The following is a 24,280-nucleotide window of genomic DNA, read 5'->3' as shown; positions in this document are numbered from 1 at the left end:
TTGTTCAAAGCACGGCTGGAAGATGACGAGATCAGCCGAGTAGGCGATTATGCTCCGCGTACGATCGCGAGGACACGTTCGCTGAAAGCAACGATGGGCGTTGCGTAGTGGCCCACGACGATCCGAAACACCTGCGCGCGACGGATACGGTTGGCCCGCTGGGGGCCGTGCGCAGCGATCCATATGGGCATCACCTCTTCCATGTTGGCCTGGACATCCTGCGCGATGTCGGGCGGCAGCAGGTAATCGACGATGTACGAGCGCCCTTCGATCTTTTCGACCTGCGTGCTGCTGTCGACGGAACGTAGGACGGAGACGACCTGCTCGTAGGTCAGATAAAAAATGACCAGCGCGAGGAGCTGGAAGAGGTTTGCCGCCAAATCCAGCCAAGGCCCAACGGTGGGACGTATCGGCGCGAGGGATTGCACGAGGGTCACACCGCTGCATGCGAGCATCGCGAAGAACGAGAGCTTCAGGGGGTTAGGCCAGCGCACCGAACCCTCCCTCGACAGAGAAGCCGCCGATGGTTGCGGTCGCATCCAGCGATTGCTGCAAAGCCCTCCGACCGCTCCCCGAAATGGTGAAGACACGGCGCGCTCGGCCGGATTCGTCCTTGCTGGACGTTTCATCCGCGAGCCCCTTGGCCGCGAGGCGCGTCAGCGTGGTATAAACTGCGCCGAAAGATGCCTTTGGCTGACCGAGCAACATGCGCTCGAAGACCGCGCTCGGCGCTGATTTCGATCCTGCTCTGAGAAGCGCCATGAGCGTCATCTCCTCTAGCTTGCCTATCATCGTTACCAGCCTTCGCGAGTTACACTCTACAATGTAGAACTCTACAATGTGGAGTCAATGCTGCTCATCAACGTCGCAGCGATCAAATCGCTCGCACATAAAATACAGAAAAAACAGTATCTTATATAGGAAGGAAGCACTTTGCCAGACTGGCTATTGCGAACACAGTAGCAACCTTCCATGATCGCCCTGTCTCCCGTGAAAGCCGGGAGGTGGGGCGTGGAAACCCCTGCTTACGCATCTCGGTCGCCGATGATCTCGGAGGCCGGGTGGCATGCGCGTATGTCCAGCCGGTCCGCCGGTAAAGGCGCATGCGCCTGTGCGTAAGCTAGGTTTCCAACATCCGGCTTCGGCCGTCGCTCCAAGAGGTACATAGGAGCGGCACGAGGGTCCAAGCCGATCGTCGCTCCTGGATGGGAGCGACTTCTATGGCGGCATCAAACCAACCCGTCGGCGCACCCGCGTCCGGCGCGATGTCGCGCGTCCTCAATCCACAGAACGGGAGTTCTATCATGCGTTCATTCTGGGCGAAGTCTGCCCTTATGCTTTCGCTGGCGCTGGCCGCCTGCACCACGCCAGCCGACGTCACCAAGCCTATCGATGCCGGAAAGCACAACGACGCTAAGGTCGAGGTGAAAGACATACCGGAAGGGTTCTCGGTTTTCGTCCGATACAACCGCTACCAGTTCATTCCTGAGACGGACGCGCTGCTCGTCGTCTGCCGTTCGCTCGTCACCTCCCGTGCCTACGAGGAGGCGAAGAAGCGGGGCCGCGAGATCGAGCCGATCAACGAGCAGGCCATCCGCGTGTCCACCGGCCGGAACGGCGTCCTCGGGCTGACCTACTGCCACGCCTTCGCCGAAGCGCACTGGAAACAGTGATCGGGAGAATCCTCATGAACAAACGTGTTTCCATCATCCTGCTCGCCGGGTTTCTGTCGGCTTGCGGGAGCAACGATAACCCTCCCCCGGCGCCGGAGATCGTCAGAACCTGCGAAAGCATCCGTTCCGACGTCATCCGCATCGCCGCCACCAACGGCGTTACAATGGTCAAGATCTACGATCCGAAGACGCTCAAGACCGGGCCGAAAGAGATCAGCTGCTCGGGCCGCGTGCTCGTGAGCAGCGGGCAATCCACGACGCTCTACTATCGTGACTCGCAGGACGAGGACGGCGATTGGCTGGTCCAATACGCCGAACAGCCCCTGGAGTAGCGCCATGAGAAAAGGCGCGATCCTGATCGTTTCACACCTCGCCGTCGCGGGCGGCACCTACGCGCTCACCGATCGGAGGCCGGTGGACACGGAGGCGAAGCACACCGGCTTTTTCCAGGTCGATAAGACGAAAATCCTTTCGACCACGGTGGAAAGCCTGCGGGAAGAAGGTCAGTTGCTGGTTTTCAGCTACAAGGGAACAGCCACCGTGGAGGCGGAGCGCACTTGGCTCTGGTTGTTCGGAGGCCATCAGAACCTCGTCGTGCCGGCGGTGGTGCCGTATTATGTGGACCTGTCCCAGCTCAGCCTCGCCGACGTCACCTATGACGATCGCGCGAAGCTGGTCCGGGTGCTGCTGCCAAGGGTGACGGTGGGCGACATCGCCTTCCAGCCCGAACAGGCCATCACCACCAATTCCGGCACGCTGACCTACAGCGAAGAGCAGGTCGAAGCCCTGAGAAGGATGAATTTCCTGAACGCTCGCCGGGGCATGATCTCCCAGGCGCAGCAGCCCGGTTTGCTCAATTCCGCGCGACGGGCGGCGATCACCGACATCCAGAACTATTTCGAGATACCGCTGCGGATCGCCGGCATGCCCGACGTGAAGGTGGTGGCGACGTTCAAATGACGACCGCCGGCTAGGCCCGGCAACCTGACCAACCCTGCAAGGCCCTCGGAGCGATCCGGGGGCCTTTTTGATTCAAGGAGAATCCCATGCTTTCGATCCGCAGCTCGGCCGACATGGCCAGAGCATTGGCGTCGCCGCTCGACGCCGAACTGTTGCGCCTGCTCGCCCTCAGGCGCGATCAGCTCACAGAGTACGAAGGGTACGATCTCGGCGATCTCGCCCACTTCATCATCGTCCAGCCGGGCGACACGCTGGCCGCCGTCGAGACGGAGGCGGGTTGGCCGATCTCCGGTGAGGAAGCCGGCTTCGAGTGGGTGCAGCATCATGCCGGCTGGCACGAAGCCGTTCTGATCCTCAGCGATGACGGCTTCGGCGTGTCGCTCTGGGTGCCGGATAGCCTAGATATCGATCCCGCCCTTCTCGCGCTCGTCCGCGACCACGCCTGATCACACGACCATCATCACAACCGCAAGCGTCCAGGCTCCCGCCTCGGACGCTATTTTTATGCCCGGAGTAAATTTATGCGGCATCTTTATAACCGTTCGGATTTCGCAAGCCTGCCCACGCTCGACCTCGATCCCCGCCTCCACCTCTTGCTGAGCCAGCGCATCGCGGCGCTGGAGGAGGAACTGATTGACTGGACGGAGTATCTCGTCGTCGAGCCCGGCGACACCGAAGCCGATATTCAGCGCCATATCGGCTTGTCGCCTCTCGTCGATCCCGTCAGCGGAAAACGCTGGGGCGAGGAGGGGTTTCATCCCGGTTGGGACTATCATGCCAAGCACGACGGCTGGTGGGAGTTGTTATTCACCTTCGGCAGCACCTTCGCCTATGTCGTCTTCATCGCCGACGCGGAGGGCGTGCCGGGCGACCTGCTCGATTTATGTCGCCGGCTCCCTTGATCGGAACCGGATCGATCGCCACCTGTTAAGCCGCAGCCGCGATCACGATCGCAGCTCCCTACGGCATCCGCCCCCAGACATCCGCCTTTCAACATCGCCTTGCGCCTGCGGCGCGTCGTGACTGTCGCATCTCACCGATCGGCAAGCACGCGCTCTTTGAAGCCGCAACCGATTGGAAGAGGCAGTGAATATATCAAAACTCAAGGTGAAGAAATCACCGGGGGCGGTCAGAGCGCGCCCCGGTGACGAAGTCGTCGCGCCTTCGGCGGATTTGACCGAATGGCAACCGACGCGAATTGATGCCGGGAAGTTCCCCGATCAGCCGCTCGGCTATGGTGGATTACCACCGACCATCGACAATGTCCGATACCTGCTCGACGGCAATGGTATCGAGGCCCGTTACGACGTTATCAAAAAGCGGACCGATATCGCGATCCCGGACCTGCGGGGCGTGATCGATAACGGCGACAGCGTTGCTCTCGCCCACATTAAGAGCCTTATGGCCCTCCACGGCATGTCCAACGGCGACGCCCGCGCTATCGTGGATGCGATCGCCAATCAGAACCCATATAACCCAGTTGCTGACTGGATACTGATTAAGCCGTGGGACGGCCTTGATCGCCTTCCCGCCATCTACGCCACGATCCAAACCGTTGCCGATTATCCGCAACAACTCAAAGAAGACATCATCTATTGCTGGCTATTGAGTGCTGTCGCGTCTGCACTCATGCCATTTGGATTCTCGACGCGACTGGTACTCGTTCTGCAGGGGCCGCAATCGATTGGGAAAACAAGGTGGTGCCTCAGTCTGGTACCAGATCCAATTCTACGCGGATCGGTCGTGAAGACCGATCATCATTTCGACGGGGGAGCCAAGGATAACATCATAACCGCCATGCGGCATTGGATCGTGGAGTTGGGAGAACTCGAGAGCTCGTTCCGCAAGGACCAAGAGCGTCTCAAGGGTATCCTGACTCGCGACAGAGATGTCGTTCGCATCCCGTATGCGGCGGCGGACTCCGAGTGGCCTCGCCGGACTGTCTTCATGGCCTCCGCCAACGGTTCGGACTTCCTCAGCGATCCTTCCGGCTCGACCCGCTGGGGCGTCATTGCCGTGGAGGCGATCGACTACGACCACGGCATCCAGATGCAACAACTCTGGGCCCAGCTCGCGGTCGACTTCAAGGGCGAGGCGGTGTGGTGGTTCAACAAGGAGCAGGAGGCCCAACTCGCCGCCTGGAACGAGCGCCATCAGTCAACCAGCCTCGTCCGCGACGCGGTTGCCGCCATCATCGATCTTGAAGGCGACGACACATTCGAGTGCCAGCGTATGACGGCTTCCGAGGTTCTGGAGGCCGCAAACATTGAAAAGCCCACGATAGGGCAGGCCAGAGAGTGCGGTGCGATCCTTCGCGCCAAGTTCGGCCCACCGACCAAAAGCGGAGGCATATTCCGTTGGCTCCTGCCAACACGGAAGCCAGTTTACCGAAGAACAGAAGGAGAGGCAAATAAAGGAACAGGATAGAATTCGTAAAGCCAGCAAATTCGATTGAGGTTTTCCTCGGGGGGGTGGGGTAGATAGCCCGGCAAACCGGCCGGAAGTGGCGGAGCGCCGCCCGGTCGTCGCCCGGTTTGGCGAAGCATCCGCCATCATCCCCCCTTTCCATTTCACGTCGTCGGCACGGGCCGACGACGCAGGAATTGTACGCCCTTTATCAATTTAAACCCTGAATTGCGCCCTTTACCGGTCGAACCACGCTGTTCGGCTTCATCCATTTAAACCCGATGCCTCTGCCCACGCGGGAGAGTTGCGTCTGTAGCTTAAGGAACAATGGCTCATGCCAAAAGCAACTCTGTCCCCCCAATTCGCGATGACCGCGACCTGCCCGGAGGGAAAGAAGAAGGTGGATTATTATTGCTGTGGTCGCACCTGTTTAGGTCTGGTTCTCGAAGTAAGATCAAGTGGAGGCCGCACATGGTATTTGCGGTTCACTGATAAATACGGCTCGTTACGTCAAATGAAGATTGGACGCGTCGAAGACGTGACTTGGGATCAGGTCAAGAAGACCGCCCGCAAGTGGCGATCCGAGGCTGTTCTCGGCAACGATCCGGCCGCGCAGAAGGCAGAGGCCAAGGCGGTTCTCCGTTATTCCGAGCTTGCCGCCCGCCATATCGAGGAGGCGCGCACCTACGCCCGCAGCATCGACAATATGGACAGCAATATGAGGCTGCACCTACTTCCCCGCTTCGGCACCATGCGTCTCACCGAGATCGATTCCCGGGTCGTGTCGCAATGGTTGGCGGAGAAACGTGCTCAGGGGCTCGCGGAAGGCACCCTTGTTAAGCTCAAGGCTTTGTTGGGCCGCAGCTTCGAGCTGGGGGCCAGGTGGGGGCTCGCGGGCTGCATACCTAACCCGACACGCGGAATAAAAATGCCTCGCCTCGACAACGCGCGAGAACGCTTCCTGACTGTTGAGGAGGCGGCCCGGCTGCGTGAGGCCGTCGCCAAGTCCCGCAACAAGCGCCTCCCCATCATCGTCGGGCTGCTGCTCTGCACTGGCATGCGGCTTATGGAACTGCTGTCGGCGGAATGGGCCAACGTCGATCTTGAACGGCGCGTGCTCTACCTGCCCAAGACCAAGACCAAGGCTCGGTACGTCCCGCTGTCGCAGGCGGCGATCGGCCTCATCGGGCAGATCAAGCGCAAAAAAGACGCGCGTTACCTGTTCCCCGGGCGCTTCGATCCGAAGAAGCATATCACCAGTATAAAGCATTCATGGGATGCAGCACGAAAAGAAGCCGGGCTTTCGGACGTTCGCCTCCATGATCTCCGGCATTCTAGTGCCAGTCTCATGATAAATAGTGGAATCGACTTATTTACTGTGGGAAAGGTACTCGGACATTCGTCCTATAGCTCAACGCAACGCTATAGTCATCTTGCAAATGACACACTTATTGCTGCCGTCGAGGCAGGATCATCGAAACTCAACTGGAAATGATCGGCGCGGCGCTCCTCTCACTGGGGAGCGCCCCTCTGTTGGAGAAACACCATGCACATGAAGCAAGACAGCATCGTGGCGGACAGGACGCTCGCAGAATGGGAAAAGGAATGGGAGGTGATCCCGGGCGGCTTTCGCGCCGATCGCTCTCACCTCCGCAAGGACGTCGGCCTCTACTGCGCCGTGCAGAACAGGCGGATCGTTTTCATCGGGCGAGCGACTGAATGGAAAAACGGCGGCCTCGCCAAGCGCATCGCTGACTTCTCGCGTCAAAGCGGTTCGGCGCGGGATCACCACGGCGGCGAGCGCATCCACGACAACCTCGACGGGCTGGAACTGCGCGTCCTGATCACCGGGGCCGGCAAAGAGGCGGCAGAGATCGCCAAGCTGCTCTGTCCGCCGATGATCGCCCTGCATCGTCCGGCCTGGAACGTACGTAGGCGGAGGAGCGGCAAGCTGAAGCTGGTGGCGTCGGGCTCACCCGCCGTCGCGGCCCCGACCGCCGCACGAGCCAAGGCCGCCTGACCCCTTACAGGTTTGCCCGCTGCCTAAGCCACGATCGGCGCGGCGGCCCTCCGGGTACTCGACCACCCGGGCGGCATGGCGGCTCTTCACGGTGCCAAGCTAACGGCCTTTCGGAAGGGAAGGTGCCAAGATCAAGCTGAAAGACTCATACCCTTAGGCCGCCCTGCTGTTGTCCTTCGGGATGGCGGCCGGGCGGGCTATTCCTTAGCGCTTCTTTTTTTTGGCCGACGGCTCACTTGTAGCACTGCTGGAAGTAATTTCTCATTTGCTCACGGACCGGCAACAAATCGATCGATCCGCCCCAGCGGAAAGCGCCACCGTTCTCGACCCATATATCGGCGACCTTGGCGCGCAAGAATGAGAGAGCGGTGATGGGCAACAACGGACGCCGTAACCACACGACGCTCTGATCGGCGATCGCAGCGGCAGGACCGGCTTGATCTAGCGTCTCGACGCCATCCAATTCGAGATAGGCCTTGGTGACGTTCAGCGCGTGCATCGCGGAATTTTCGGGGTCGGTTACGACGCCTGCATCCACCTCCATCCGACCCTGATAACATAGAAAAATGTAGCGGGTTGTGACGTTGTAGCGATCTTGCTCCAACCTAAGGTAAGGGATCATCCCGTTGATTTTGATCTCGGCTTTCGTGGGTTGAATACCATTGTTGGCGAATTGGAGATTCACCGCTTCATCGGTTGTGAGCCAGAGAATACCTTCATGTGCGGTCACGGACGCCAATGCAAAGGCGCGCGCATCTACCCCCATCTCGTTCAGATATGCAGCCAGAAGGCCCCCGATCAGTTGCGTGTCGCCTTCTGAGGCTCCTGAACCAGAGGAGGAATAAAATTGATGTAAGCCAAGCCGTCCGGTAGTTTCATCGAGAAATCGGCTGACACCTCCTGCAAACGCATATGCGCAAGCACTTGCACATATGGAAGCTTTGTTGGCCGCTTCGCTGCCATCGACACCGATGGTGGTGAAGAGCTTCGATTGCCGGATAGCGCGTCCGAGTTTCATTCCTTCAAGAAGAGAGCCACCTGGAGAATTAAAATATATGCGCGCCTCTTCAATCTTATTGATTTTAAGGTAGGCGAGAAGCCGTTCCGTTGTCCCGTCATTTATGACGCCATCGGCATAGACGGGCAGCCCAGTCGCCGCGACGTCGTTAGAATACATGCGATTTGCGAGGCTGAGATCTGCATGGAAGGTCATGGGCGCATTGGACTGCGCCCACGATGCAGGTGGAGCGAAAAGCAAGATCGCAATTAGAGCGAACAGCTGGCGCATGCGCCCTCCCTCCAAGCGGTAGCTTTTCGAGTGATGCTGCATGACACAGCTGATGTGTTTAGGATGGATCGCCGTCTGGTGCAGTAAGGCTCGTTCCGTCGGCAAAATTGATCATCTGCGGCTCGAACGTGACGTGCATCTTCGACAACGGCGTTACCGCTAGCTTCGTGTCATTGTCTTCGAACTGATTGATGTCCTTGCCGTAGCCCGTGATCGCGCGCGAGCTGTTCGGAGCGATGTCCTCGTCCATGCTGAGGCCCATGCGCTCGATGTCGGCCCCGAACTGATCCTTGAACACGACCGTGCCTTTGATGCCGGAGATGGCCTTGCCGGTGTGATTATCCACGGCATAGATAAAGCTGAGGCGATCGGAGAAGCGGCCAGCGTCGTAGTTCTTCGGAAGCACGGTCAAGTCGGCCAGCGCGACCGTCGCCGTATCGCTGAGTTTCTTCATGGCGGCAGAACGCTCGGCGGCAACCTTGGCCTTGAGAATGTTCGCCTTGGCTTCCTCAGCCTGCTGATCGGCCTCCCATTTTTTCTGATCCGAGATGGCGTCTCCGATCGTCGTGCCGGGCGGCACAGCGATCGCCTTATTGCCGCTGAAGGCTGATGCCATCGAAACCCGCATCATATACGCGGTGAACTCTTTGCGATCGTCGTCGCTCAGTTTCTTCACGCTGTCCGCCAATTGATCCCACTTCTGGGGATCGGACGGAATGACGGTGCTCTTCGGGCGGCTGCAGCCAGCCGTCAGGCTCAGAACCAGCAACGCAACCACGGCAATACGCTTCATGATGACCCCTCCGATTTCGCCGCGCCCAATGTCCCCACACGGATCGCGGTCGATCTTGCACCAAACAGTCAAGCCCTGAGGCCCTTCATCTGCTCCAACATTAATCGGCAAAAACAGGCAGTAGATCAATGCTGAGGCTTATCCGCAGGCTCGCTAAACGCGAACGGGCTTCCCAGAGCGACGGATTCAGAGACAACTCTCGATACCCATTGGCGTCTTGCGAAGCACACCGGACGCCAATCCACGGTTTTCCCTAATTTCGATCGTCGTGCTGCCGCCGGATCGATGCAGCGTGATCACGTTGGTGACGGCCATTCCATTACCAATATACGCGATCATGTCGTCATCTGGTCGATCGGGCTGCCTGAACACGCTCGGACCACCTGGACCATCAAGGAGGACGATACAGCGTTCGAGATCAAAAATGCCTTTCGAACTGTTGAGCGTAAGGCTGACCGGTCGTTGCAGCGCTTTGCCGATATCCACAGCCCATGCGGCCTCGCTGAACCCAGCGACAGCCATCACCGCCAAAGCTGCTCGCAATAGCCTGTCCATGCTTCCTCCCGCTGCTGTTGCCGCCCTCGTGGCCGATCACAGCCCAGCAGTCGCACCTATCTTGAAAAATATGTATAAAGGCGAGCGTCTTCTGGGGACTGAAGGCGCTTGGGGGCTGTTGGATGATTGGCTTTTTGCTGCTGTTGCAAGCTACAGCGGGCGTTGTTTCGCCGCCGGTAGCAAACGAATCGAGCATTGCGCTTTGGCGGACGCTGCAGGTTGGGATGTCGCCTGAGGAGGCTGCCGAAGCGATCAAACATCTCGAGGGGGTGACCGACGCATCGGTCAAGCGAACGCACGCGGGGAAATTCAAATCCATTTCGGTTCAATACGCTAACGGAGGTGTGGCCATCGGCGATCTGCGGGCGGCGATCAGCACAGAGTTCGACACCGACAAGCTGACCAACGTGACGCTGACCAGCAATGCCTGTGCGTCCATAATGACGGCGCAGCTAAAAGTGTTGGCCGACTCTTTGCGTGAAAAATATCCGCAACACGTCACCGAGACGGTGGTGGACGCGAATGGCGTTAAAACTGGAACGCTTTACGCGTTCTGGAATCCAACAACCCGCGTCGAGGTTGGATATCAGGTGAACGTGTCCGAAGCTGTCCATACGACGGGCAAATTCTCGGGCATAGCAAACGCTCTTGCAGATGCCGGGCAGGCTGCGGCTGAGGCGGCATGCCCTAATAATCCCAACGGGGCGACGATCACGGCGACATTCCAGTATTCATCGGAAACCGCTTTCGAGGCACGTTACGCCGCAGACCAGCAGGCGCGTAAGGCTAAAGCAGAATCGACAAAAAATGCTCTTTGAAAGAAGGGTGATCTCGCTTCGCGTCGCCGATGGCATAGGGTTTCTGTTGCGATCTATACTCCTTGTCTGTGGGAGTATGGCGATGTCTGCGGCTCCTGCCGCCGCGCAGAATAGCAATCTCATCGGGCTGTCTTGCAGTGGCTCTCAAACGTCGAATTTCGCTGATCAGAACAAGACGCTGAGCGCCGACATTGCGATGCATTTTGTCATCGATCCGAATCTGAAAAAGATTTACCAGCTTGATGATCAGTACTCGGGCAAACTCGAGGATTTTTGCGGTGGAAAGCCGTGCATCGTTGCGATTGACGACGCCGCCATAACGGTTAAGCAGAGCTACCGTGAGCCGGACCCGCAATCACCTTCTTTGTTAAATTTCTTTGCCGATACGATGGTTATTCGCAGATACGACGGAAACATCACCCAGACTTGGGATTCTCACGGCGAGGCCAACGGGCGTAAGTTCGCATTCGTTCATCAAGACTTTTCTGGACAATGCGAGAAAGAAGCGCCTCAAATGAACGCGGCAAGGAAATTCTGACCGCGCGAATTACGCTGAACGCCATTTCGATAGCAAAGCTGGCTGCGCGGGAGGCATAACGTGCGCCATCAACTGACTGGCAACGCTGGGCTCTACCACGTCGCCCGGGAGCTTCCAGGTCGACTTTTAGAAATCTATCTCGTCCGGTCCCATGCCAAACTGGTTCTTGGCAATGCCCACGAGACGGGCCTTGCGACCAGGAGCGTTGTAAAAGGCTTCTAGCAGCAACTCGACGATGCCCATCCCTGCGACCAACTCTCCTTTGTGCATGGCTTGAGCCTCGTGTGCGCTCGCGTTGCCTTTCTGGCGTATTTTGTGCAGCAGGTCACGCTGATCGTCGTCGATGAGATCGCGAGTACGGAGGTTATCGATTTTCTTTGCGAGATCACGTCCCGTGCATTTCGCATCTTTGACGATGAACTCTACGCACATGCGAAGGGCGATGGTCGCCAGTCTCAGCTTACCGCCTGCGAGGGCATAAAGCATTTCGTCGAGCAGTGAGTCGAGTGTCTTGGGAATGAACTCCACGTTAAAGGTGAAGTCGGCCGATGTCGGAGTGGGGTATTGCTTGTCGTATCTCGGCATGTAGCCACGCCCGTAATCGTCGGGTTCAATGTCACCACTATGCCATGATGATGCGAGGAAACTCACCGCATCGCAATTCCCGCAACGAAAGATCTGATAGTCTGTGCCCCAATCCATAGATTCATTCGGGCCAATATCTTCCTCCGTTTGCCCCTCGCACAATGCTTCCAACGTGTGAATCGCATCTTGATGGCAACCATGACAGCGCAGCTTACGCCGTGTCTCCTTGAATTCCGTCACTCGCTTGAACGTATCAAACATCGGCATCGCTCTCCAGCGCCTTGGGATATCTCGCGGTGCGGTTCGGTCAAACCTATTGCTACTGGGGCTTCCAGGAGCGAAGGATTGAGACAGATGTGATCGGCGCGGCTTATACGGCGAACAGGTTCTCGCCACCGAGGCATTTAGCATTGCCCAATATGTGCTTGTCAATGAGATCGCCAGCAACGGCTCGCCGACCATCCCCGAGTTCACTTCGTAGAGCGCTGTAGTTGGCCTAGGTGTAAGCATAGAATACCCGAGGCGGCTCACAAAATCACCCCCTGCCCAAGCCAGGAGCGGCGCGACGTTTCCCGAGACTCGACCACCCGGGCGGCCTCGCGGCCCTCCACGGCCTCAAGCCAACGGTCGGTCGAAAGAGGAGATGCTGCGATCAAACCGAAAGGCATATAACTCTTAGCCCGCCCTGCTGTTGTCCGTCGGGATGGCGGCGGGGTGGGCATCATCCTGCGTCTGCTTTTTTTTCGGCCTGTCGGCAAGCGCCCCAGCTATGGTCGTTCGGGCTGATTTTGCCGTCGCCGATAGCTGTCGCTTCCGCATCGTGATATTCGATCCCGAATGATCGGAGGGGCTATGGGCGTCGTCGCATCCACCGTTGCCGGATTTACTGCGTTGGCAATCATCGCTGGCGTTGACCTGTGGTCCGACCGCGTGCTAACACGCGCTTTGCTTGAGCTTGTTGAACGCATCTCGCCATTCCGCCCCAATGGTTCTTATCGCTCGCGAGCATTACCGGAAAAGTATGCGGTGTTGCGACGGAAGAAGCCCGACGGCTGACGCCTCATTTTCGGGCATCGTCGGGGCTATCGAGTGACACGGATTTCGGACAGTCTGGCTACTGGGCTTTGGCAGCGTTTCCGATAAACCCAAAAAATAGACCGTTCGCTTCCAGATTAGCTGCCGAGGTGACGTTCATCACACACTCGAATTGAGCCTCGTTGGCAGCGGCACCTTCGATGCCGTTGGCGGTAGGACGGCCTAATCCACTCTTGGTGAAGGTAATTGTGCGATCGTCCGTGGCGACCAACAGCGAGCCGGGTTTCACACCGCAAAACACTTCAACCGCCTGCGCATATTTTGCTAATGGCTCACCTTTGACCGGCTCAGGCAACGTGTCGAGAAGGTTGCGCGCGCGGAGCCACTCCTTCGCATTCGCTACGCCGGCCTCATTGCTGATGCGGTTGTAAATGATGTCATACGGCCGCTGAACGGACGCATCGCGGAAGTAGATGTAGTAGCTGGTCGCCACGGAGGCCCGTGCCAGACAGGTCAGCGTGGATCCCGAGATAAGCGGCCCTAGCTGCGCGATCCAAACGACATCCTCTTGCAAGGTTCCATCGAATTGGACCGAGACCCGAGCATCGGGCAGTCCGCAAGCGACGATCTTGCCCTTGGCTTCCTGTGGGGTGGAAAGGCTCATAGGGATCGAAGGAGGCGGCGCACTTTCTTGCCCAATCGGGGCAACCGCCAATGCTAATGCGATGTATAAAGCTACCATCCTCACCCCCGGTCTGCTTCTGCAAACTTCCGCATTGAACGGCTGCAACCTTACTAAAAGCCCATTCTCAACGCCTGCTTCTTTATCCCGGCCAACGGCAGCAGACATTTCGCCTTCACCACCCCGTGCCGTTGCAGGCCACGTCGCCAGCTCGGAACGTGCCGATACCCGCCGGACCGGCGCCGGGCGACAAATCGTGACGTGCGCAAAGCAGCTTCTGGTTCGCCTACTACGGCAAGGTGGCGTCCTGGCTGATCGTTGGCTTTAGCATATCCGCAATCGTTGGTGGCATCGCCGCTGCGCCTTCACTTCCCGGCTGAGTTGCAGGACCCGCCCGCGAAACCTTATTGACCGCCTCTAATATCTCAGCCGCTCTTTTGACGCTGTTCTCGTCGACTTCGACTCCCTCCAACATAGCGTTAAGTTCGACGAGCAATTTTTCTTCAATCTCATCAAGCAGAAGGTAAAATATCCCGTAGTGGAATTTCTTTATGTTATCTGACTGATGAGGAAGTATTTTTCCGAGTAATTCTATTGAGTATTCCGTGTTTATGTACTTCATCGGATCTTTTAGACCAGATGTTAAAGTGTGCAGAACGATATAACCTCCAAGAATGATCGCCGAATATCCTGAGTATAATGCCCATACCATCGGCGTGATGAACGGCCTCTCGTAATCGACTCTGATGCCCTTCATCTGCTCGACGATGTGATTGACGTCGATACCGCCCATCAGCTTTTTCAGGACTTCACGGGCTTCCGCGCTAGTGCCAGCATCTTTTGAAACTGCCTCTATGTTCAGCATAGAGAGTGTCTTCGCCGGCATCCTCATTCGAGAAAGGACGCCGACACCTTCCCAAACTTTCTCGGCCGCTTGAAGTCGACGTTGGTCAAGAAGAGCCGCGCGATTGGCCCGCCCACTAAGCGCACCATCTCTTAGTGAGGTTAGCTCCGATTCACGTCTCTGAAGGTCAGCCTTCAGGCGTTCCTCGCCACGCCTGAAATCCGACTTTACCTTTTCGATTTCTTTATCGAAGACTTGTCGGGCGCTACCTTCAGCCGTCGTCTTGATCCACGTTTTTGCGAATAGTCCGGCTCCGCCCAAGATGGCGACGATACCGGCTGCGGCCCAATCGGGAATTGTAACCATCCCGGCATATCAGCCCATCCATGCCGATCGCACAACGGCCTTCATGGTCGGAGTCGGAGCGCCAGCGGTAGCAAACTTGGCTTCCCGGCAGCCGAGGTTTTCGCTGACGACTCCCCGCACGGCAAGCCCGTATATGGCGGCATCCATCCCCGGCCACACCATAAAGCTCTTGCCTGACCAACCCTCAGATCAGGCTCAATTGCTCCGCACGATCAGTCAGGACGGGGCGTGCAAGCAACGCCGCCTCCACGGCTTGCCGGTAGTGGACTGTCTCCAACCGCTCCGCCTGATCAAAGCTGACCGGCGCCCACTCTGGCCCCGGATAAACGGCGTCGTAAATCACGCTCGCGGCTGCGCGTAGCCGCAAGTCATGCCGCAGATCGCGCTGCATGGCGTTGCTCCCAAAGGTTGTTGCGGCCCGACTCGGGCGAGGTGCCGTCATAGAACGAAAAGTGAACATGCGGAAGGCACTGGCTGCGAATATCGACACGAAGAAAACTATATACTTATTTTGATAGTTATATATAAGCCGATTTGCTAAATGGAGGATGGTTATGTCGCAGCGATCGGTCGTTGAGGTGTTCACAAATAAGTCCACCGAGTTCATGCTTGAGTATGGTGGGTCGGCGTCTTGGGTGATCGGGCTTGGCAGCGCATCTGGCCTGAAATACTGTATTTGCAGCCGTAACGATGAACGGCCCCGCGAGGACGATCACGGCGACCGACCTCAGGCGCGCAACGAAGCCTTTTTGGTCGGCAAGGTAAGCGGCATCGAGTTTGTCGAGCGCCAGAACAATCGCGACAGGTATCTGATCAAGTTCTCAGAGTATGCCGAAGTATCTAAAAAGGATTTTCGGCACGGCATGACGCGCAATCCGGTCGTCTACAGCGACGTTGAGCACTGCCGGACCCGGGGCATCGACATTGATGCGCTGGATTTCAAACCCATGCCGCCCGTGTCGAAAAAGTATTTCCGTCACCCAGCCGAGATCACTGATGTGGCTCCGGCATCGATGGCCAGCACCTCGCGCAAGGGCTTATCGATGGCAGAGGCAAAGGAGGAACTGGCAGTGTTTTACGACGTGCCGGCTGAGGCGATCCAGATCACGATCACCGGCTGAGCTTGGATCTGACGTGCGCCACCAACTGACGGGCAACGCCGGCCTCTACCACGTCGCCCGGGAGCTATCCCGGCGCGGCTGGCACGTCATGCCTACCGTGCGGAACGCCCGTGGCGCCGATCTCTATGCCGCGAGCGACGACGAAAGTCTGGTTTTGCCGATCCAGTCGAAGGCGCTCTCAAAGCGAGACCCCGTGCCTTTGGGCGGCGATCTCGACAAGCTGCGTTCTCACTGGTGGGTGATCACGATCAACGCCAACAACGACCGGCCCACCTGCTTCGTGATGACCCTGGAAGAGGTGCGCTCGGCAGCGCATCGCGGTGTCAGCCCGACCACCGGCAAAGTTTCCTTCTGGCTTCAGCCCAAATCCTACGCCCGGCCAGAGTTTGAAGAGGCATGGGATCGGCTTGGCGAACCGTCGCCGGCAGGAGGAGCGTAGGTCGCGATTCCGATTTTTATGGAGCCAACACGCTTTCACAACAGTGCGGCCGAGGGGCGGTCATCGCCGCGTTTGGGAAGTGATTGGGGCTATAGGGCGTGGCGGCCCAATTTTGGCACTAAGTAATTGAATTATATCGTCCCACCCGCACGCCTGAATCGATTTCGTAATGCGGGGGTCACAGGTTCGAGTCCTGTAAGCGGCACCATCTAGCCCTAAGTCTCTGATATTATCCTCATTAAGGGATCCTGCCCGTCAGTCCGCCCGCCGGCCGGACGGTTTTCGGCCCGGCTATTTCGCGGTGCAGTGTAGAGATGCAATTGGCACCGCGTTCTACGACAAAAGGCCGCCCGTCTGGGCGGCCTTGAATTCCGACTGTACAGGGTTCAGCTGAAGCCGCGCGGGATCTTCTGCTGGTCCCAGCGAAGCGGCAGATCGGCGGTGAGCAGCATGCGCGGCGTGCGTCGCGGCGGGTGACGCCCTTCGACGATGGCCTCGGCCAACTCGGGTGGAAGCCAGGATAGTCGGACAAGCCTCGCGAGCCTGCTGTGGCACTGCCCGATTGCGATCGCGATATCCTTTGGGCTGTGACGACCGCTATCGCCGATCTCCAGCCGGAAGCAGTCGGTCTTCAAACGGCCAGGTGTGGGCGCACCATAGGCGGATCGCGGATCGCGTCGAGCAGCGTGAAGGAAGGGCAGTTCTTTGCGGCGCTGCTCAAGACCGCTCAATAGCCTAACGGCCAAGCCAAGCCAAATTCTGCCCGCCGGAACTCTTTGCCTCCCGATCCGATCTCACAATCTTCTCCAAAAAATGCTGTAATGCCAGCCTTTTGGAATCCGTATCGCTCGGAGCCGTGGTCTATCTTCCGATAGCCCATCCGATCCCTGCATTTCTAGCGCGTCGACTCAAATGAAGTCGCATGCGCATGGGCCACCATCCAAGGGTTCAATAGTGCTGTGGTGCACAAACAATGGGCCCATCCCTCGCTATTGCTCAACGTCGACATTGGTGTTGACATTCGGCAATCTTGGCAGCTATCTCGTGACACGGATGGAGGCACGAAGATGCCTCGAGCCGAGGAGATACCAGCAGCGGCAGACGCCGCCATGCGGAGGGGATAGACATGATGCTGCCTCGATCGACCTTGTTCGTCTTGATGAGTTCCGCGTCGTGTATCTTGGCGTTTCCTTCGGCAGCAATGGCCCAGGATCAGCCAGCGAATACGCAACAGGCTGCGACATCCAGCTCGACGACGCCGCCCGGGATCGCGCCTGGCGAGATCGTCGTTACCGCGCAGCGTCGAGCGGAGGCGCTTTCGAAGGTTCCAGTTTCGGTCTCCGCGTTCAACACGCAGGCGCTGCAGGAGCGCAAGATCAACTCCGAGGCGGATTTGAACTCGCTCGTTCCCGGCCTCAACGTCACTGTTGGGGAGAATGCCAGCGAGTTCGACTTTACGATCCGCGGCCAGACGACCGACGCCTTTTCAGGCTCGCCTCCCGGCGTGCTCGCCTACCTGAACGAAGTCGCGATCTCGCCGCATTCGGAAACCTCGACGTCGTTCTACGATCTCGCTTCGGTTCAGGTGCTCAAGGGGCCGCAGGGCACCCTATTCGGTCGTAACGACACGGGCGGCGCGGTGCTCTACACCACGGCTCAGCCGCGGACCGACAAGGTCGAAGGCTATTTCACCGGCGACTTGGGCAATTTCGCCTATCGCGAGGCGCAAGGCGCGATCAACGTGCCGCTCGTCAAGGACGTGCTTGCCGTGCGCGTTGCGGGCGACATCACGACGCGGAACGGCTATGTCGACAACATCTTCGACGGCAAGCGCCTGGGCGACCAGAACCATAAGTCGATCCGCGCAACCATCCTGTTCAAGCCGACTAGCCGGCTGACCAACACGCTGTTCGCGGACTACCGGCATATCCACGATACCTCGCAGAACGGCGAGATATTCTCGGCTTATGCCGTCGGCGAAACGAACAACGGCTTTCCGTTGACGGCGCTGGCCGCCGAATTCTATGGCTCGGCCGTGGCAGATGCCGTGGCCGATCAGCGGGCTCGCGGATTCTACAAGGCGGACATCTGGTTCACGCCTCGCCTGAACGGGCATGGCCTCTCGGTCATCAACACTACCGCCTATGATCTCGGTTCGGCTACGGTGAAGAACATCTTCGGCTATTCCAAGTCGTTCACCAACGAACAGGCCGACCTAGCCGGCGGGCCGTTCGGCGCGATCAGCCTGATCAATCTCAACGATCCGACACAGGGAAATCACATCTGGCAGAAGACCCTGTCCGACGAATTTCAGATCCAGGGAACTGCCGGAAATCTCAAATATATTGCGGGTGCCTATTATTCGCACAACACCGAAAAGATCGTTTCGCCGGTGGTCGTCGGTGCAACGCTTCCCACGCCCGTCGCGGCCTTCGGTTACAATAATCGCTACAGCGATCTCTCCCGTGCCGTGTTCGCGCAGGGCACCTACGACCTCAGCGATTTGACGGGACTGCGCGGTCTCGGGTTCACAGCCGGAATTCGCTATACCTGGGAAAAGATCACGCTGTCCCAGATCGAGGGATCGGCGTTCCTTGGAAGCCCCGAGCAGTTGACCCGAGAAAGCAAGCCGAGCTGGCAAGTCGGGCTGCAGGAACAGCTCAATCCCCAGCTCCTGCTGTATTTCGTCACACGGGGAAGCTGGCGGGCTGGCGGTTTCAACGGCACTGCCGCACCGGGGCCGACCACCAACACCTTCGGCCCTGAAACCACCCACGATTTCGAGATTGGCGCGAAATTCGCCGGACGCGCATTCTCAATGCCGGCCCATCTCAACATCGCTCTCTATGACCAGATCGTCGATAATGCCGAGCGGGACATCTACGCGGACGTTGCCGGGCACGTGGCATCGCTCACGGAGAACATCCCGCAGGCGACCGTGAAGGGTGTCGAGGCCGACGGCGACATCCGGCCGATCCCGCTGCTCGAGCTGGGCTTCCAGTTCGCCTACACGCATGCCGTCTGGAGCAAGCCCGACGTGGTGTTGCCCGGCGGGACCAGCAGCGCCGCCAGCAGCTACGAAAACGCGCCGAAGCTGAGTGGCGCGATCTTCGGCAGGATCGATCTGCCGGTGCAGGAATGGGCCGGCAAGATGTGGATCCGCGCGGACTATTATGCACAGAGCCATTTCTTCTTCAGCAACTTCTACGACACGCTGTCGCCCCGGACGCGCTTGCCGCACTATTCGCTGCTCAACCTGCGCTATCAGTGGGATCTCCCCCATAACGGCGTGTCGGTCGCGCTGTGGGCGAAGAACGTGACGGACAAGCGCTATCTGGTTGGTGGTACCGCGTTCGGGCCGAGTTCCGGCGCCAACGTTGCATTCCCCGGCACCCCGCGAACGGTTGGCGTGGAATTGGGCTATAAGTTCTGATGGGTGGGCTTTGTCCCGGCCATGCCAGCGACGGAGGAGCGGTTTGGCGCGTGTGCAGGATATCCTGAAGCATCCGAACCGGCTGTTCATAGCGGGACAATGGTGCTCGCCGGTCTCGGATTCGCGGATCCGGGTGGTTGCACCCGCCACCGAAGAAGTGACGATGGAAGTCGCGGAAGCCGTCGAAGCGGATGTCGACCGTGCCGTCGAAGCTGCGCGCCGCGCATTTGATGAAGGGCCCTGGCCAAGCCTTTCCCCCCTCCGACGTGCCGAATATCTCCGCGCGATCGGGCAGGCGATCCGCGAACGGGCTGACGAGATCGCCCAGATCTGGCCGAATGAGATGGGCATCCTCGCACCACTTGCGCGATCGAGCGCGCTGACCGCGGCCGAGGCGTTCGAAGACTACGCCGCGCTTGGCAACAGTTTTTCCTTCGAAGAGCGGCATCGACCGCGACGGGGCGGGGCGGAAGGCCTGCTGGTCCGCGAACCGGTCGGCGTGGTCGGCGCGATCATCCCGTGGAACGCGCCGCTGACGCTTCTGACCCACAAGGTCGCGCCGGCTTTGCTGGCGGGTTGCACGGTCGTCCTCAAAGCGTCTCCGGAAGCGCCGGGCATTCCCTATCTGATCGCCGAGATCGTCGAGGCCGTCGGATTGCCTCCCGGTGTGGTCAACATGCTGACCGCCGATCGGGGCGCATCCGAGCATCTCGTGCGCCATCCGGGAGTCGACAAGATAAGCTTTACCGGATCGAGTGCAGCCGGTCGTCGTATCGCGTCGATCTGCGGCGAGCGCATCGCGCGCTACACGCTGGAATTGGGAGGCAAATCCGCTGCCGTCATTCTGGATGACTATGATATCGAGGCGGCTGCCCAGTCGATCGCCGGCACCGCCATCTATCTCACGGGACAGGCATGTTCCTCGCTCACCCGCATCGTCGTTACCCGCTCACGCCATGATCGTATGGTGGAGGCGCTGAGCGCCCAATTCGATGCGGTGAGGGTCGGCGACCCCTTTGATCCGGTCGCCCAGATGGGGCCGGTTGCGATGCGGCGTCAGCGCGATCGCATCGAGGCATTGATGGCACAAGGCCAGGCCGAAGGTGCGATCCTCGCTCGCGGCGGGGGCCGGCCCGCGCATCTCGACCGTGGCTTCTTCATCGAGCCGACGGTGTTCGGTCACGTCGGCAACGACACAGTGCTGGCGCGCGAGGAAATTTTTGGACCTGTGCTCAGCGTCATTCCTGCCGACAATGAGGAGGATGCGATCGCCATTGCCAACGACACGATCTACGGCCTCAACAATTCGGTGTTCACGAACGACGTCGATCGAGCTTATGCGATCGGCCGACGGTTGCGTTCCGGCACGGTAGGACACAATGTCTGGCGGACGGATCTCGGTCTGTCGTTCGGTGGCTTCAAGCAGTCCGGCGTCGGTCGGGAGGGCATATTGGAGGGGCTTTTGCCCTATCTCGAGTCCAAGACGATCATCCTTGAGAGCACTCCCAGCCATATCGCCTGATCCGCTTTCGGACCTGACCATGGGAGAGTGCGCGTGAAGGCAGCGGTCTTGAACCAGTATAACGGTATCTTCGATATCGAGGACCTCGATATCGCCGATCCGATCGGCCAGGAAGTTCTGGTGGAGGTAAAGGCCGCCGGCTTATGCCACTCCGATCTCCATCTTGCCGAGAACGACTTCGGCACCCGCCTACCCGCCGTCTTCGGGCACGAGCTTGCAGGCGTGGTGATGGCGGTAGGCCCGCAGGTCCGCGATTTCGTGGCCGGCGATCATGTCGTGGGATCCGTCGTTGGCTTCTGCGGTCATTGCGAGGCCTGTCTGTCGGGCCATACCTATCGCTGCCTCCATCCCGAGGAGTTGCGACGCGGTGCGGGTGAGGGCGAGCGGCTGAGCCGTGGCGGTGAGTCGGTGACGCCTTTTTTCGGCGTGTCGGCGTTCGCTGAGCGTACCCTCGTTCACGAGCATCAGCTGGCGAAGGTGCCGGCGGCGCTGCCTTTCAAGCTGGCGGCAGTATTGGGTTGCGGCTGCGTCACGGGCGCCGGCGCGGTCATCAACACCGCCAAGGTGAAGGCGGGAGAGACGGTCGCGGTGTTCGGTGCGGGGGGGATCGGGCTCAACGTCATCGGGGGCGCCAGACTGGCGGGCGCATCGCGGATCATAGCGATCGACGCGCAATCCGCGAAGGAGCCTCTCGCCCGGAAGCTGGGCGCCACGGACTTCATCACGCCGGGGGAGCAGGATGTCGTCTCGCTGGTCCAGAAACTGACCGGTGGCGGCGTGGATCATGCCTTCGAGGCGATCGGCCTCAAGCTTACCGCCGAACAAGCCATCAAGATCGCTCGCAAGGGCGGCAACGCCTATATGATCGGTGTCCACAAGCCCGGCGACACGATCGGGGTCGACGTCATGACCGATCTCATACGCCGACAGGTGTGCCTGCGGGGCGTCTACATGGGTTCGAGCAACATAAAGCATGACATCCCCATGTTCGCGGAGCTTTATCTTCAGGGCCGTTTCAACCTGGAGGATTTGGTGGCGGGCGAGACCAGCCTCTCGCGGATCAACGAAGCCTATGAAGAGGTGCGCAAGGGCGCGCTCGCTCGAACCGTCATCACCTCATTCGATTGAGCGATCCCGTTTGGCCCGCGATGGACAAGGAAAAGAGCATGTGTCGGAACAGGATCTGAACCCCATATTGTCCAGCGCGTGGAGCGGACCTTCGACGACGTACGGCGGCGAGGCCTATGGGGAAATGATCGCTTCGCTGCGGGCCTTTCTCAACCGGATCGCGGGCGGTCGTCCCGAGGAACACGACATAACCGCGCTTGGGGCCGATCTTGATCGCTGGTCCACCACGCTGGCTGAAGCGGCAGTCGAGGAGACCGAGCAAGTCTATGGCCGCCGGCCGGACCTTCTCGGACGCGGGCAGGCGACTTGGCCGGCGGTCCGGTTTACGCACCTGGACGACAATTCGCTGGAAGGTGTCGTCACCTTCGACCGGTATTTTCTGGGGCGCCATGGCGTGGCACACGGCGGCGCGATCGCATTCCTGTTCGATGAAATCGCCGGCCGGCTTGCGCATCTGGGCGGACGACCGATGGCGCGGACCGGCTATCTCCGCATCGACTTTCGCGCGATCGCGCCCATCGAGGTCGAACTGAGGATTTCCGGTCGATATCTGCGTGAGGAGGGGCGCAAGCGGATATTGCGTCTCGAGCTCGCGCACGGCGACACCCTGTGCGCTGAGGCAGAGGTACTGATGGTCACGCTGAAGCCCGGCCAGCGCTGATAACCAACATCAACATTGATGTTGACATTAACGGGGCGCGTCGATAGCCGAAAACGGACAGGCACAGACCTGCGTGCGGAAAGGAGGGGTGGACGTGAAGGCCCATCTTGAATGGCCGATCCGGCGTGATCGACATCGACAAATCACCGGACTTGGGTGGTGACCGCCGCGGTCTTGCGCGAGGCATCTGCCGGCAGCCAGACGGGACGGCTCGGCATTCTGGTTCCGGTCAGCGTGTTCGTGGCCATGCTGGAAGGCTTCGACATCCAGGCGCTGTCGATCGCGGCGCCCGTCATCGCTCACCAGTTCGGGCTCGGCGAGCGGGCGATCGGCACGCTGTTCGCGGTCGGGCAGGGCGGGCTGGTGCTCGGCGCGGTGCTGGGCGGCGGCGCAGGGGACCGCTACGGGCGGCGCCGGATGATGGTGCTCGGCATCTTTTGTTTCGGTGTCTTTTCGCTGATCACGGGCCTGGTAGCCGGCAGTGCGATGCTGGCACTGCTTCGCGGCATGACCGGTATCGGTCTCGGGCTCGTCATGCCCAATCTGATCGGGATGGCAGCCGAATATGCGCCTGAACGCCATCGCGGAAAGATCATCTCGGCGATCCTGGGGGGAATCCCGGCCGGTGGCATGATCGTCGCGTTGGCGGGTGCTGGGTTCATGGAGGCGTGGGGTTGGCGAAGCCTCTTCATTGCCGGCGGTCTGCTGCCGATCCTGGTCATGCCGCTGATGGTTTTTCTGCCGGGGCGGTCGGTCGTGCCGGTCGATGTGGATCACATACCCGCCATGCTTGTCTCGGCGCTATTTGGCGAAGACCGCGGCCCGACGACCTTACTGCTCTGGGTCGCCCTGCTGCTGACGGCAGGTCTTCTCTACATGACGGTCAGCTGGCTGCCGAGCCTCATTCGCGCGCGGGGTTACAGCCTTCCGGTCGCGCATCTGGCTTCCGCCATGTTTAGCGGCGGCGGCTGCCTGGGATCTTTCGCGACAGGTTTTGTCGTCGATCGCATCGGCTATCGCCGCATCTTGCCGGCGCTCTACGTCGGCGTCCTGATCGGCATCTGCGGGGTGCTGTTCGGTGTGGACCAGGCCGTGATGCTGGGCGGGGCTTTCGTGCTCGGCGTTTTCGTGGTCGGCTGTTTCTATTCGCTCAACGGCCTGTCGCCGCTTTTCTATCCGGAAGCGGTGCGCGGCCTAGGCACCGGCTGTGCCGTAGGGTTGGGAAGGATCGGATCGATTCTCGGCCCGCTCGGCGCTGGGTGGGCACTGCAGGCCGGGATCGGGCCGTACGGCCCCGGGCCGGCGGCGATACCGCCGGTGGCGATCCCATTATGTGCCTTGGCGTTCATTGCGGTTTGTCTGCTGACCAGGCGCGATCGCAAAGCGATCCGCCGCGGGGCGGCCTAGCTCATC

27 protein-coding genes are annotated in these 24,280 nt (G+C 59.5%); 18 read left to right on the top strand and 9 right to left on the bottom strand.

Going from position 1 to position 24,280, the window contains the following annotated elements:
* Positions 1-47 precede the first annotated feature (47 nt).
* Together HZF05_RS14600 and HZF05_RS14595 are read right to left on the bottom strand one after the other, a co-directional pair.
* Positions 48-494, bottom strand: a complete 447-nt coding sequence (locus HZF05_RS14600) for a hypothetical protein (protein ID WP_160365314.1) — start codon at positions 492-494, stop codon at positions 48-50.
* A complete protein-coding gene (locus tag HZF05_RS14595; protein WP_160365313.1) occupies positions 481-762 on the bottom strand; it encodes a PadR family transcriptional regulator in 282 nt (93 codons plus the stop codon). Before HZF05_RS14595 ends, HZF05_RS14600 begins: the two co-directional genes overlap by 14 nt.
* Positions 763-1,220: 458 nt before the next feature.
* On the opposite strand from HZF05_RS14595, the gene HZF05_RS14590 reads away from it, so the two are divergent.
* The 8 genes from HZF05_RS14590 to HZF05_RS14555 all read left to right on the top strand — a co-directional run bounded on the left by HZF05_RS14590 (position 1,221) and on the right by HZF05_RS14555 (position 7,059).
* Entirely contained in the window at positions 1,221-1,673 is a 453-nt protein-coding gene (locus HZF05_RS14590) for a hypothetical protein (protein WP_160365312.1), read from the top strand.
* 14 nt (positions 1,674-1,687) lie between these two features.
* Positions 1,688-2,005: a hypothetical protein gene (locus HZF05_RS14585; protein ID WP_160365311.1), complete on the top strand. Its 318-nt coding sequence runs from the start codon at positions 1,688-1,690 to the stop codon at positions 2,003-2,005.
* A 4-nt stretch (positions 2,006-2,009) separates the two neighbouring features.
* Complete coding sequence (locus HZF05_RS14580) at positions 2,010-2,633, top strand: DUF4230 domain-containing protein (RefSeq protein WP_160365310.1); 624 nt, start codon at positions 2,010-2,012, stop codon at positions 2,631-2,633.
* Between the two features lie 86 nt (positions 2,634-2,719).
* Positions 2,720-3,079: a hypothetical protein gene (locus HZF05_RS14575; RefSeq protein ID WP_160365309.1), complete on the top strand. Its 360-nt coding sequence runs from the start codon at positions 2,720-2,722 to the stop codon at positions 3,077-3,079.
* A gap of 75 nt (positions 3,080-3,154) precedes the next feature.
* On the top strand, positions 3,155-3,535 hold the full coding sequence (locus HZF05_RS14570) for a hypothetical protein (protein ID WP_160365308.1): 381 nt from the start codon (positions 3,155-3,157) through the stop codon (positions 3,533-3,535).
* A 172-nt stretch (positions 3,536-3,707) separates the two neighbouring features.
* The gene (locus tag HZF05_RS14565) at positions 3,708-5,060 is read left to right on the top strand and encodes a VapE domain-containing protein (protein WP_160365307.1); all 1,353 of its coding nucleotides are present in this window, start codon (positions 3,708-3,710) and stop codon (positions 5,058-5,060) included.
* 313 nt (positions 5,061-5,373) lie between these two features.
* Positions 5,374-6,534, top strand: coding sequence for a site-specific integrase (locus tag HZF05_RS14560; protein ID WP_160365306.1), 1,161 nt, complete (start codon positions 5,374-5,376; stop codon positions 6,532-6,534).
* 75 nt (positions 6,535-6,609) lie between these two features.
* Positions 6,610-7,059: a hypothetical protein gene (locus HZF05_RS14555; protein WP_160365305.1), complete on the top strand. Its 450-nt coding sequence runs from the start codon at positions 6,610-6,612 to the stop codon at positions 7,057-7,059.
* 232 nt (positions 7,060-7,291) lie between these two features.
* On the opposite strand, the gene HZF05_RS14550 is transcribed toward HZF05_RS14555, so the two are convergent.
* From HZF05_RS14550 to HZF05_RS14540, 3 genes are all read right to left on the bottom strand, one after another.
* Positions 7,292-8,347 carry a COG3904 family protein gene (locus HZF05_RS14550; protein WP_160365304.1) on the bottom strand — a complete coding sequence of 352 codons (1,056 nt, stop codon included), beginning with the start codon at positions 8,345-8,347 and terminating at the stop codon, positions 7,292-7,294.
* Between the two features lie 58 nt (positions 8,348-8,405).
* Entirely contained in the window at positions 8,406-9,140 is a 735-nt protein-coding gene (locus HZF05_RS14545; protein WP_160365303.1) for a hypothetical protein, read from the bottom strand.
* A gap of 186 nt (positions 9,141-9,326) precedes the next feature.
* Complete coding sequence (locus HZF05_RS14540) at positions 9,327-9,695, bottom strand: hypothetical protein (RefSeq protein ID WP_160365302.1); 369 nt, start codon at positions 9,693-9,695, stop codon at positions 9,327-9,329.
* A 122-nt stretch (positions 9,696-9,817) separates the two neighbouring features.
* Between HZF05_RS14540 and HZF05_RS14535 the strand changes: the two genes are divergently transcribed.
* Both HZF05_RS14535 and HZF05_RS14530 read left to right on the top strand, forming a co-directional pair.
* Positions 9,818-10,513: a hypothetical protein gene (locus HZF05_RS14535; RefSeq protein ID WP_160365301.1), complete on the top strand. Its 696-nt coding sequence runs from the start codon at positions 9,818-9,820 to the stop codon at positions 10,511-10,513.
* 82 nt (positions 10,514-10,595) lie between these two features.
* Positions 10,596-11,051 (top strand): hypothetical protein, encoded by a 456-nt coding sequence (locus tag HZF05_RS14530; RefSeq protein WP_160365300.1) that lies wholly within the window; start codon positions 10,596-10,598, stop codon positions 11,049-11,051.
* Between the two features lie 126 nt (positions 11,052-11,177).
* On the opposite strand, the gene HZF05_RS14525 is transcribed toward HZF05_RS14530, so the two are convergent.
* On the bottom strand, positions 11,178-11,903 hold the full coding sequence (locus HZF05_RS14525; RefSeq protein WP_160365299.1) for a DUF4145 domain-containing protein: 726 nt from the start codon (positions 11,901-11,903) through the stop codon (positions 11,178-11,180).
* Between the two features lie 585 nt (positions 11,904-12,488).
* Between HZF05_RS14525 and HZF05_RS14520 the strand changes: the two genes are divergently transcribed.
* Entirely contained in the window at positions 12,489-12,692 is a 204-nt protein-coding gene (locus HZF05_RS14520; RefSeq protein WP_160365298.1) for a hypothetical protein, read from the top strand.
* A 58-nt stretch (positions 12,693-12,750) separates the two neighbouring features.
* Here the strand turns inward: HZF05_RS14520 and HZF05_RS14515 are convergent, their stop codons facing one another.
* The 3 genes from HZF05_RS14515 to HZF05_RS14505 form a co-directional block, all read right to left on the bottom strand.
* Positions 12,751-13,335 carry a hypothetical protein gene (locus HZF05_RS14515; protein ID WP_160365297.1) on the bottom strand — a complete coding sequence of 195 codons (585 nt, stop codon included), beginning with the start codon at positions 13,333-13,335 and terminating at the stop codon, positions 12,751-12,753.
* A gap of 307 nt (positions 13,336-13,642) precedes the next feature.
* The gene (locus HZF05_RS14510) at positions 13,643-14,563 is read right to left on the bottom strand and encodes a hypothetical protein (RefSeq protein ID WP_160365296.1); all 921 of its coding nucleotides are present in this window, start codon (positions 14,561-14,563) and stop codon (positions 13,643-13,645) included.
* A gap of 184 nt (positions 14,564-14,747) precedes the next feature.
* The gene (locus tag HZF05_RS14505; RefSeq protein WP_160365295.1) at positions 14,748-14,954 is read right to left on the bottom strand and encodes a hypothetical protein; all 207 of its coding nucleotides are present in this window, start codon (positions 14,952-14,954) and stop codon (positions 14,748-14,750) included.
* 163 nt (positions 14,955-15,117) lie between these two features.
* On the opposite strand from HZF05_RS14505, the gene HZF05_RS14500 reads away from it, so the two are divergent.
* From HZF05_RS14500 to HZF05_RS14470, 7 genes are all read left to right on the top strand, one after another.
* Complete coding sequence (locus HZF05_RS14500; protein WP_160365294.1) at positions 15,118-15,684, top strand: hypothetical protein; 567 nt, start codon at positions 15,118-15,120, stop codon at positions 15,682-15,684.
* A gap of 13 nt (positions 15,685-15,697) precedes the next feature.
* Entirely contained in the window at positions 15,698-16,123 is a 426-nt protein-coding gene (locus HZF05_RS14495) for a hypothetical protein (protein WP_160365293.1), read from the top strand.
* Positions 16,124-17,324: 1,201 nt separating this feature from the next.
* A complete protein-coding gene (locus HZF05_RS14490; RefSeq protein ID WP_160365292.1) occupies positions 17,325-19,556 on the top strand; it encodes a TonB-dependent receptor in 2,232 nt (743 codons plus the stop codon).
* A 52-nt stretch (positions 19,557-19,608) separates the two neighbouring features.
* On the top strand, positions 19,609-21,078 hold the full coding sequence (locus HZF05_RS14485; protein ID WP_343046902.1) for an aldehyde dehydrogenase: 1,470 nt from the start codon (positions 19,609-19,611) through the stop codon (positions 21,076-21,078).
* A 33-nt stretch (positions 21,079-21,111) separates the two neighbouring features.
* Entirely contained in the window at positions 21,112-22,206 is a 1,095-nt protein-coding gene (locus HZF05_RS14480) for a zinc-binding dehydrogenase (RefSeq protein WP_160365290.1), read from the top strand.
* A 40-nt stretch (positions 22,207-22,246) separates the two neighbouring features.
* Positions 22,247-22,867, top strand: a complete 621-nt coding sequence (locus tag HZF05_RS14475) for a PaaI family thioesterase (protein ID WP_220129861.1) — start codon at positions 22,247-22,249, stop codon at positions 22,865-22,867.
* Positions 22,868-23,026: 159 nt separating this feature from the next.
* On the top strand, positions 23,027-24,274 hold the full coding sequence (locus tag HZF05_RS14470) for an MFS transporter (RefSeq protein ID WP_160365289.1): 1,248 nt from the start codon (positions 23,027-23,029) through the stop codon (positions 24,272-24,274).
* Positions 24,275-24,280: the final 6 nt, after the last annotated feature.

This window comes from Sphingomonas chungangi, assembly GCF_013778325.1.
Classification (GTDB): Bacteria; Pseudomonadota; Alphaproteobacteria; order Sphingomonadales; family Sphingomonadaceae; genus Solisphingomonas; species Solisphingomonas chungangi.
Note: the sequence above shows the minus strand (reverse complement) of the source record. Positions and strands in the feature narration are given on the sequence as shown.

Excerpts from the sequence above, each read along its gene's own strand:
- HZF05_RS14595 (WP_160365313.1), bottom strand. The coding sequence starts at position 762 with ATGGCGCTTCTCAGAGCAGGATCGAAATCAGCGCCGAGCGCGGTCTTC.
- HZF05_RS14590 (WP_160365312.1), top strand. The coding sequence starts at position 1,221 with ATGGCGGCATCAAACCAACCCGTCGGCGCACCCGCGTCCGGCGCGATG.
- HZF05_RS14585 (WP_160365311.1), top strand. The coding sequence starts at position 1,688 with ATGAACAAACGTGTTTCCATCATCCTGCTCGCCGGGTTTCTGTCGGCT.
- HZF05_RS14580 (WP_160365310.1), top strand. The coding sequence starts at position 2,010 with ATGAGAAAAGGCGCGATCCTGATCGTTTCACACCTCGCCGTCGCGGGC.
- HZF05_RS14575 (WP_160365309.1), top strand. The coding sequence starts at position 2,720 with ATGCTTTCGATCCGCAGCTCGGCCGACATGGCCAGAGCATTGGCGTCG.
- HZF05_RS14570 (WP_160365308.1), top strand. The coding sequence starts at position 3,155 with ATGCGGCATCTTTATAACCGTTCGGATTTCGCAAGCCTGCCCACGCTC.
- HZF05_RS14560 (WP_160365306.1), top strand. The coding sequence starts at position 5,374 with ATGCCAAAAGCAACTCTGTCCCCCCAATTCGCGATGACCGCGACCTGC.
- HZF05_RS14550 (WP_160365304.1), bottom strand. The coding sequence starts at position 8,347 with ATGCGCCAGCTGTTCGCTCTAATTGCGATCTTGCTTTTCGCTCCACCT.
- HZF05_RS14545 (WP_160365303.1), bottom strand. The coding sequence starts at position 9,140 with ATGAAGCGTATTGCCGTGGTTGCGTTGCTGGTTCTGAGCCTGACGGCT.
- HZF05_RS14540 (WP_160365302.1), bottom strand. The coding sequence starts at position 9,695 with ATGGACAGGCTATTGCGAGCAGCTTTGGCGGTGATGGCTGTCGCTGGG.
- HZF05_RS14535 (WP_160365301.1), top strand. The coding sequence starts at position 9,818 with ATGATTGGCTTTTTGCTGCTGTTGCAAGCTACAGCGGGCGTTGTTTCG.
- HZF05_RS14530 (WP_160365300.1), top strand. The coding sequence starts at position 10,596 with ATGTCTGCGGCTCCTGCCGCCGCGCAGAATAGCAATCTCATCGGGCTG.
- HZF05_RS14525 (WP_160365299.1), bottom strand. The coding sequence starts at position 11,903 with ATGCCGATGTTTGATACGTTCAAGCGAGTGACGGAATTCAAGGAGACA.
- HZF05_RS14520 (WP_160365298.1), top strand. The coding sequence starts at position 12,489 with ATGGGCGTCGTCGCATCCACCGTTGCCGGATTTACTGCGTTGGCAATC.
- HZF05_RS14515 (WP_160365297.1), bottom strand. The coding sequence starts at position 13,335 with ATGAGCCTTTCCACCCCACAGGAAGCCAAGGGCAAGATCGTCGCTTGC.
- HZF05_RS14510 (WP_160365296.1), bottom strand. The coding sequence starts at position 14,563 with ATGGTTACAATTCCCGATTGGGCCGCAGCCGGTATCGTCGCCATCTTG.
- HZF05_RS14505 (WP_160365295.1), bottom strand. The coding sequence starts at position 14,954 with ATGCAGCGCGATCTGCGGCATGACTTGCGGCTACGCGCAGCCGCGAGC.
- HZF05_RS14500 (WP_160365294.1), top strand. The coding sequence starts at position 15,118 with ATGTCGCAGCGATCGGTCGTTGAGGTGTTCACAAATAAGTCCACCGAG.
- HZF05_RS14490 (WP_160365292.1), top strand. The coding sequence starts at position 17,325 with ATGGCCCAGGATCAGCCAGCGAATACGCAACAGGCTGCGACATCCAGC.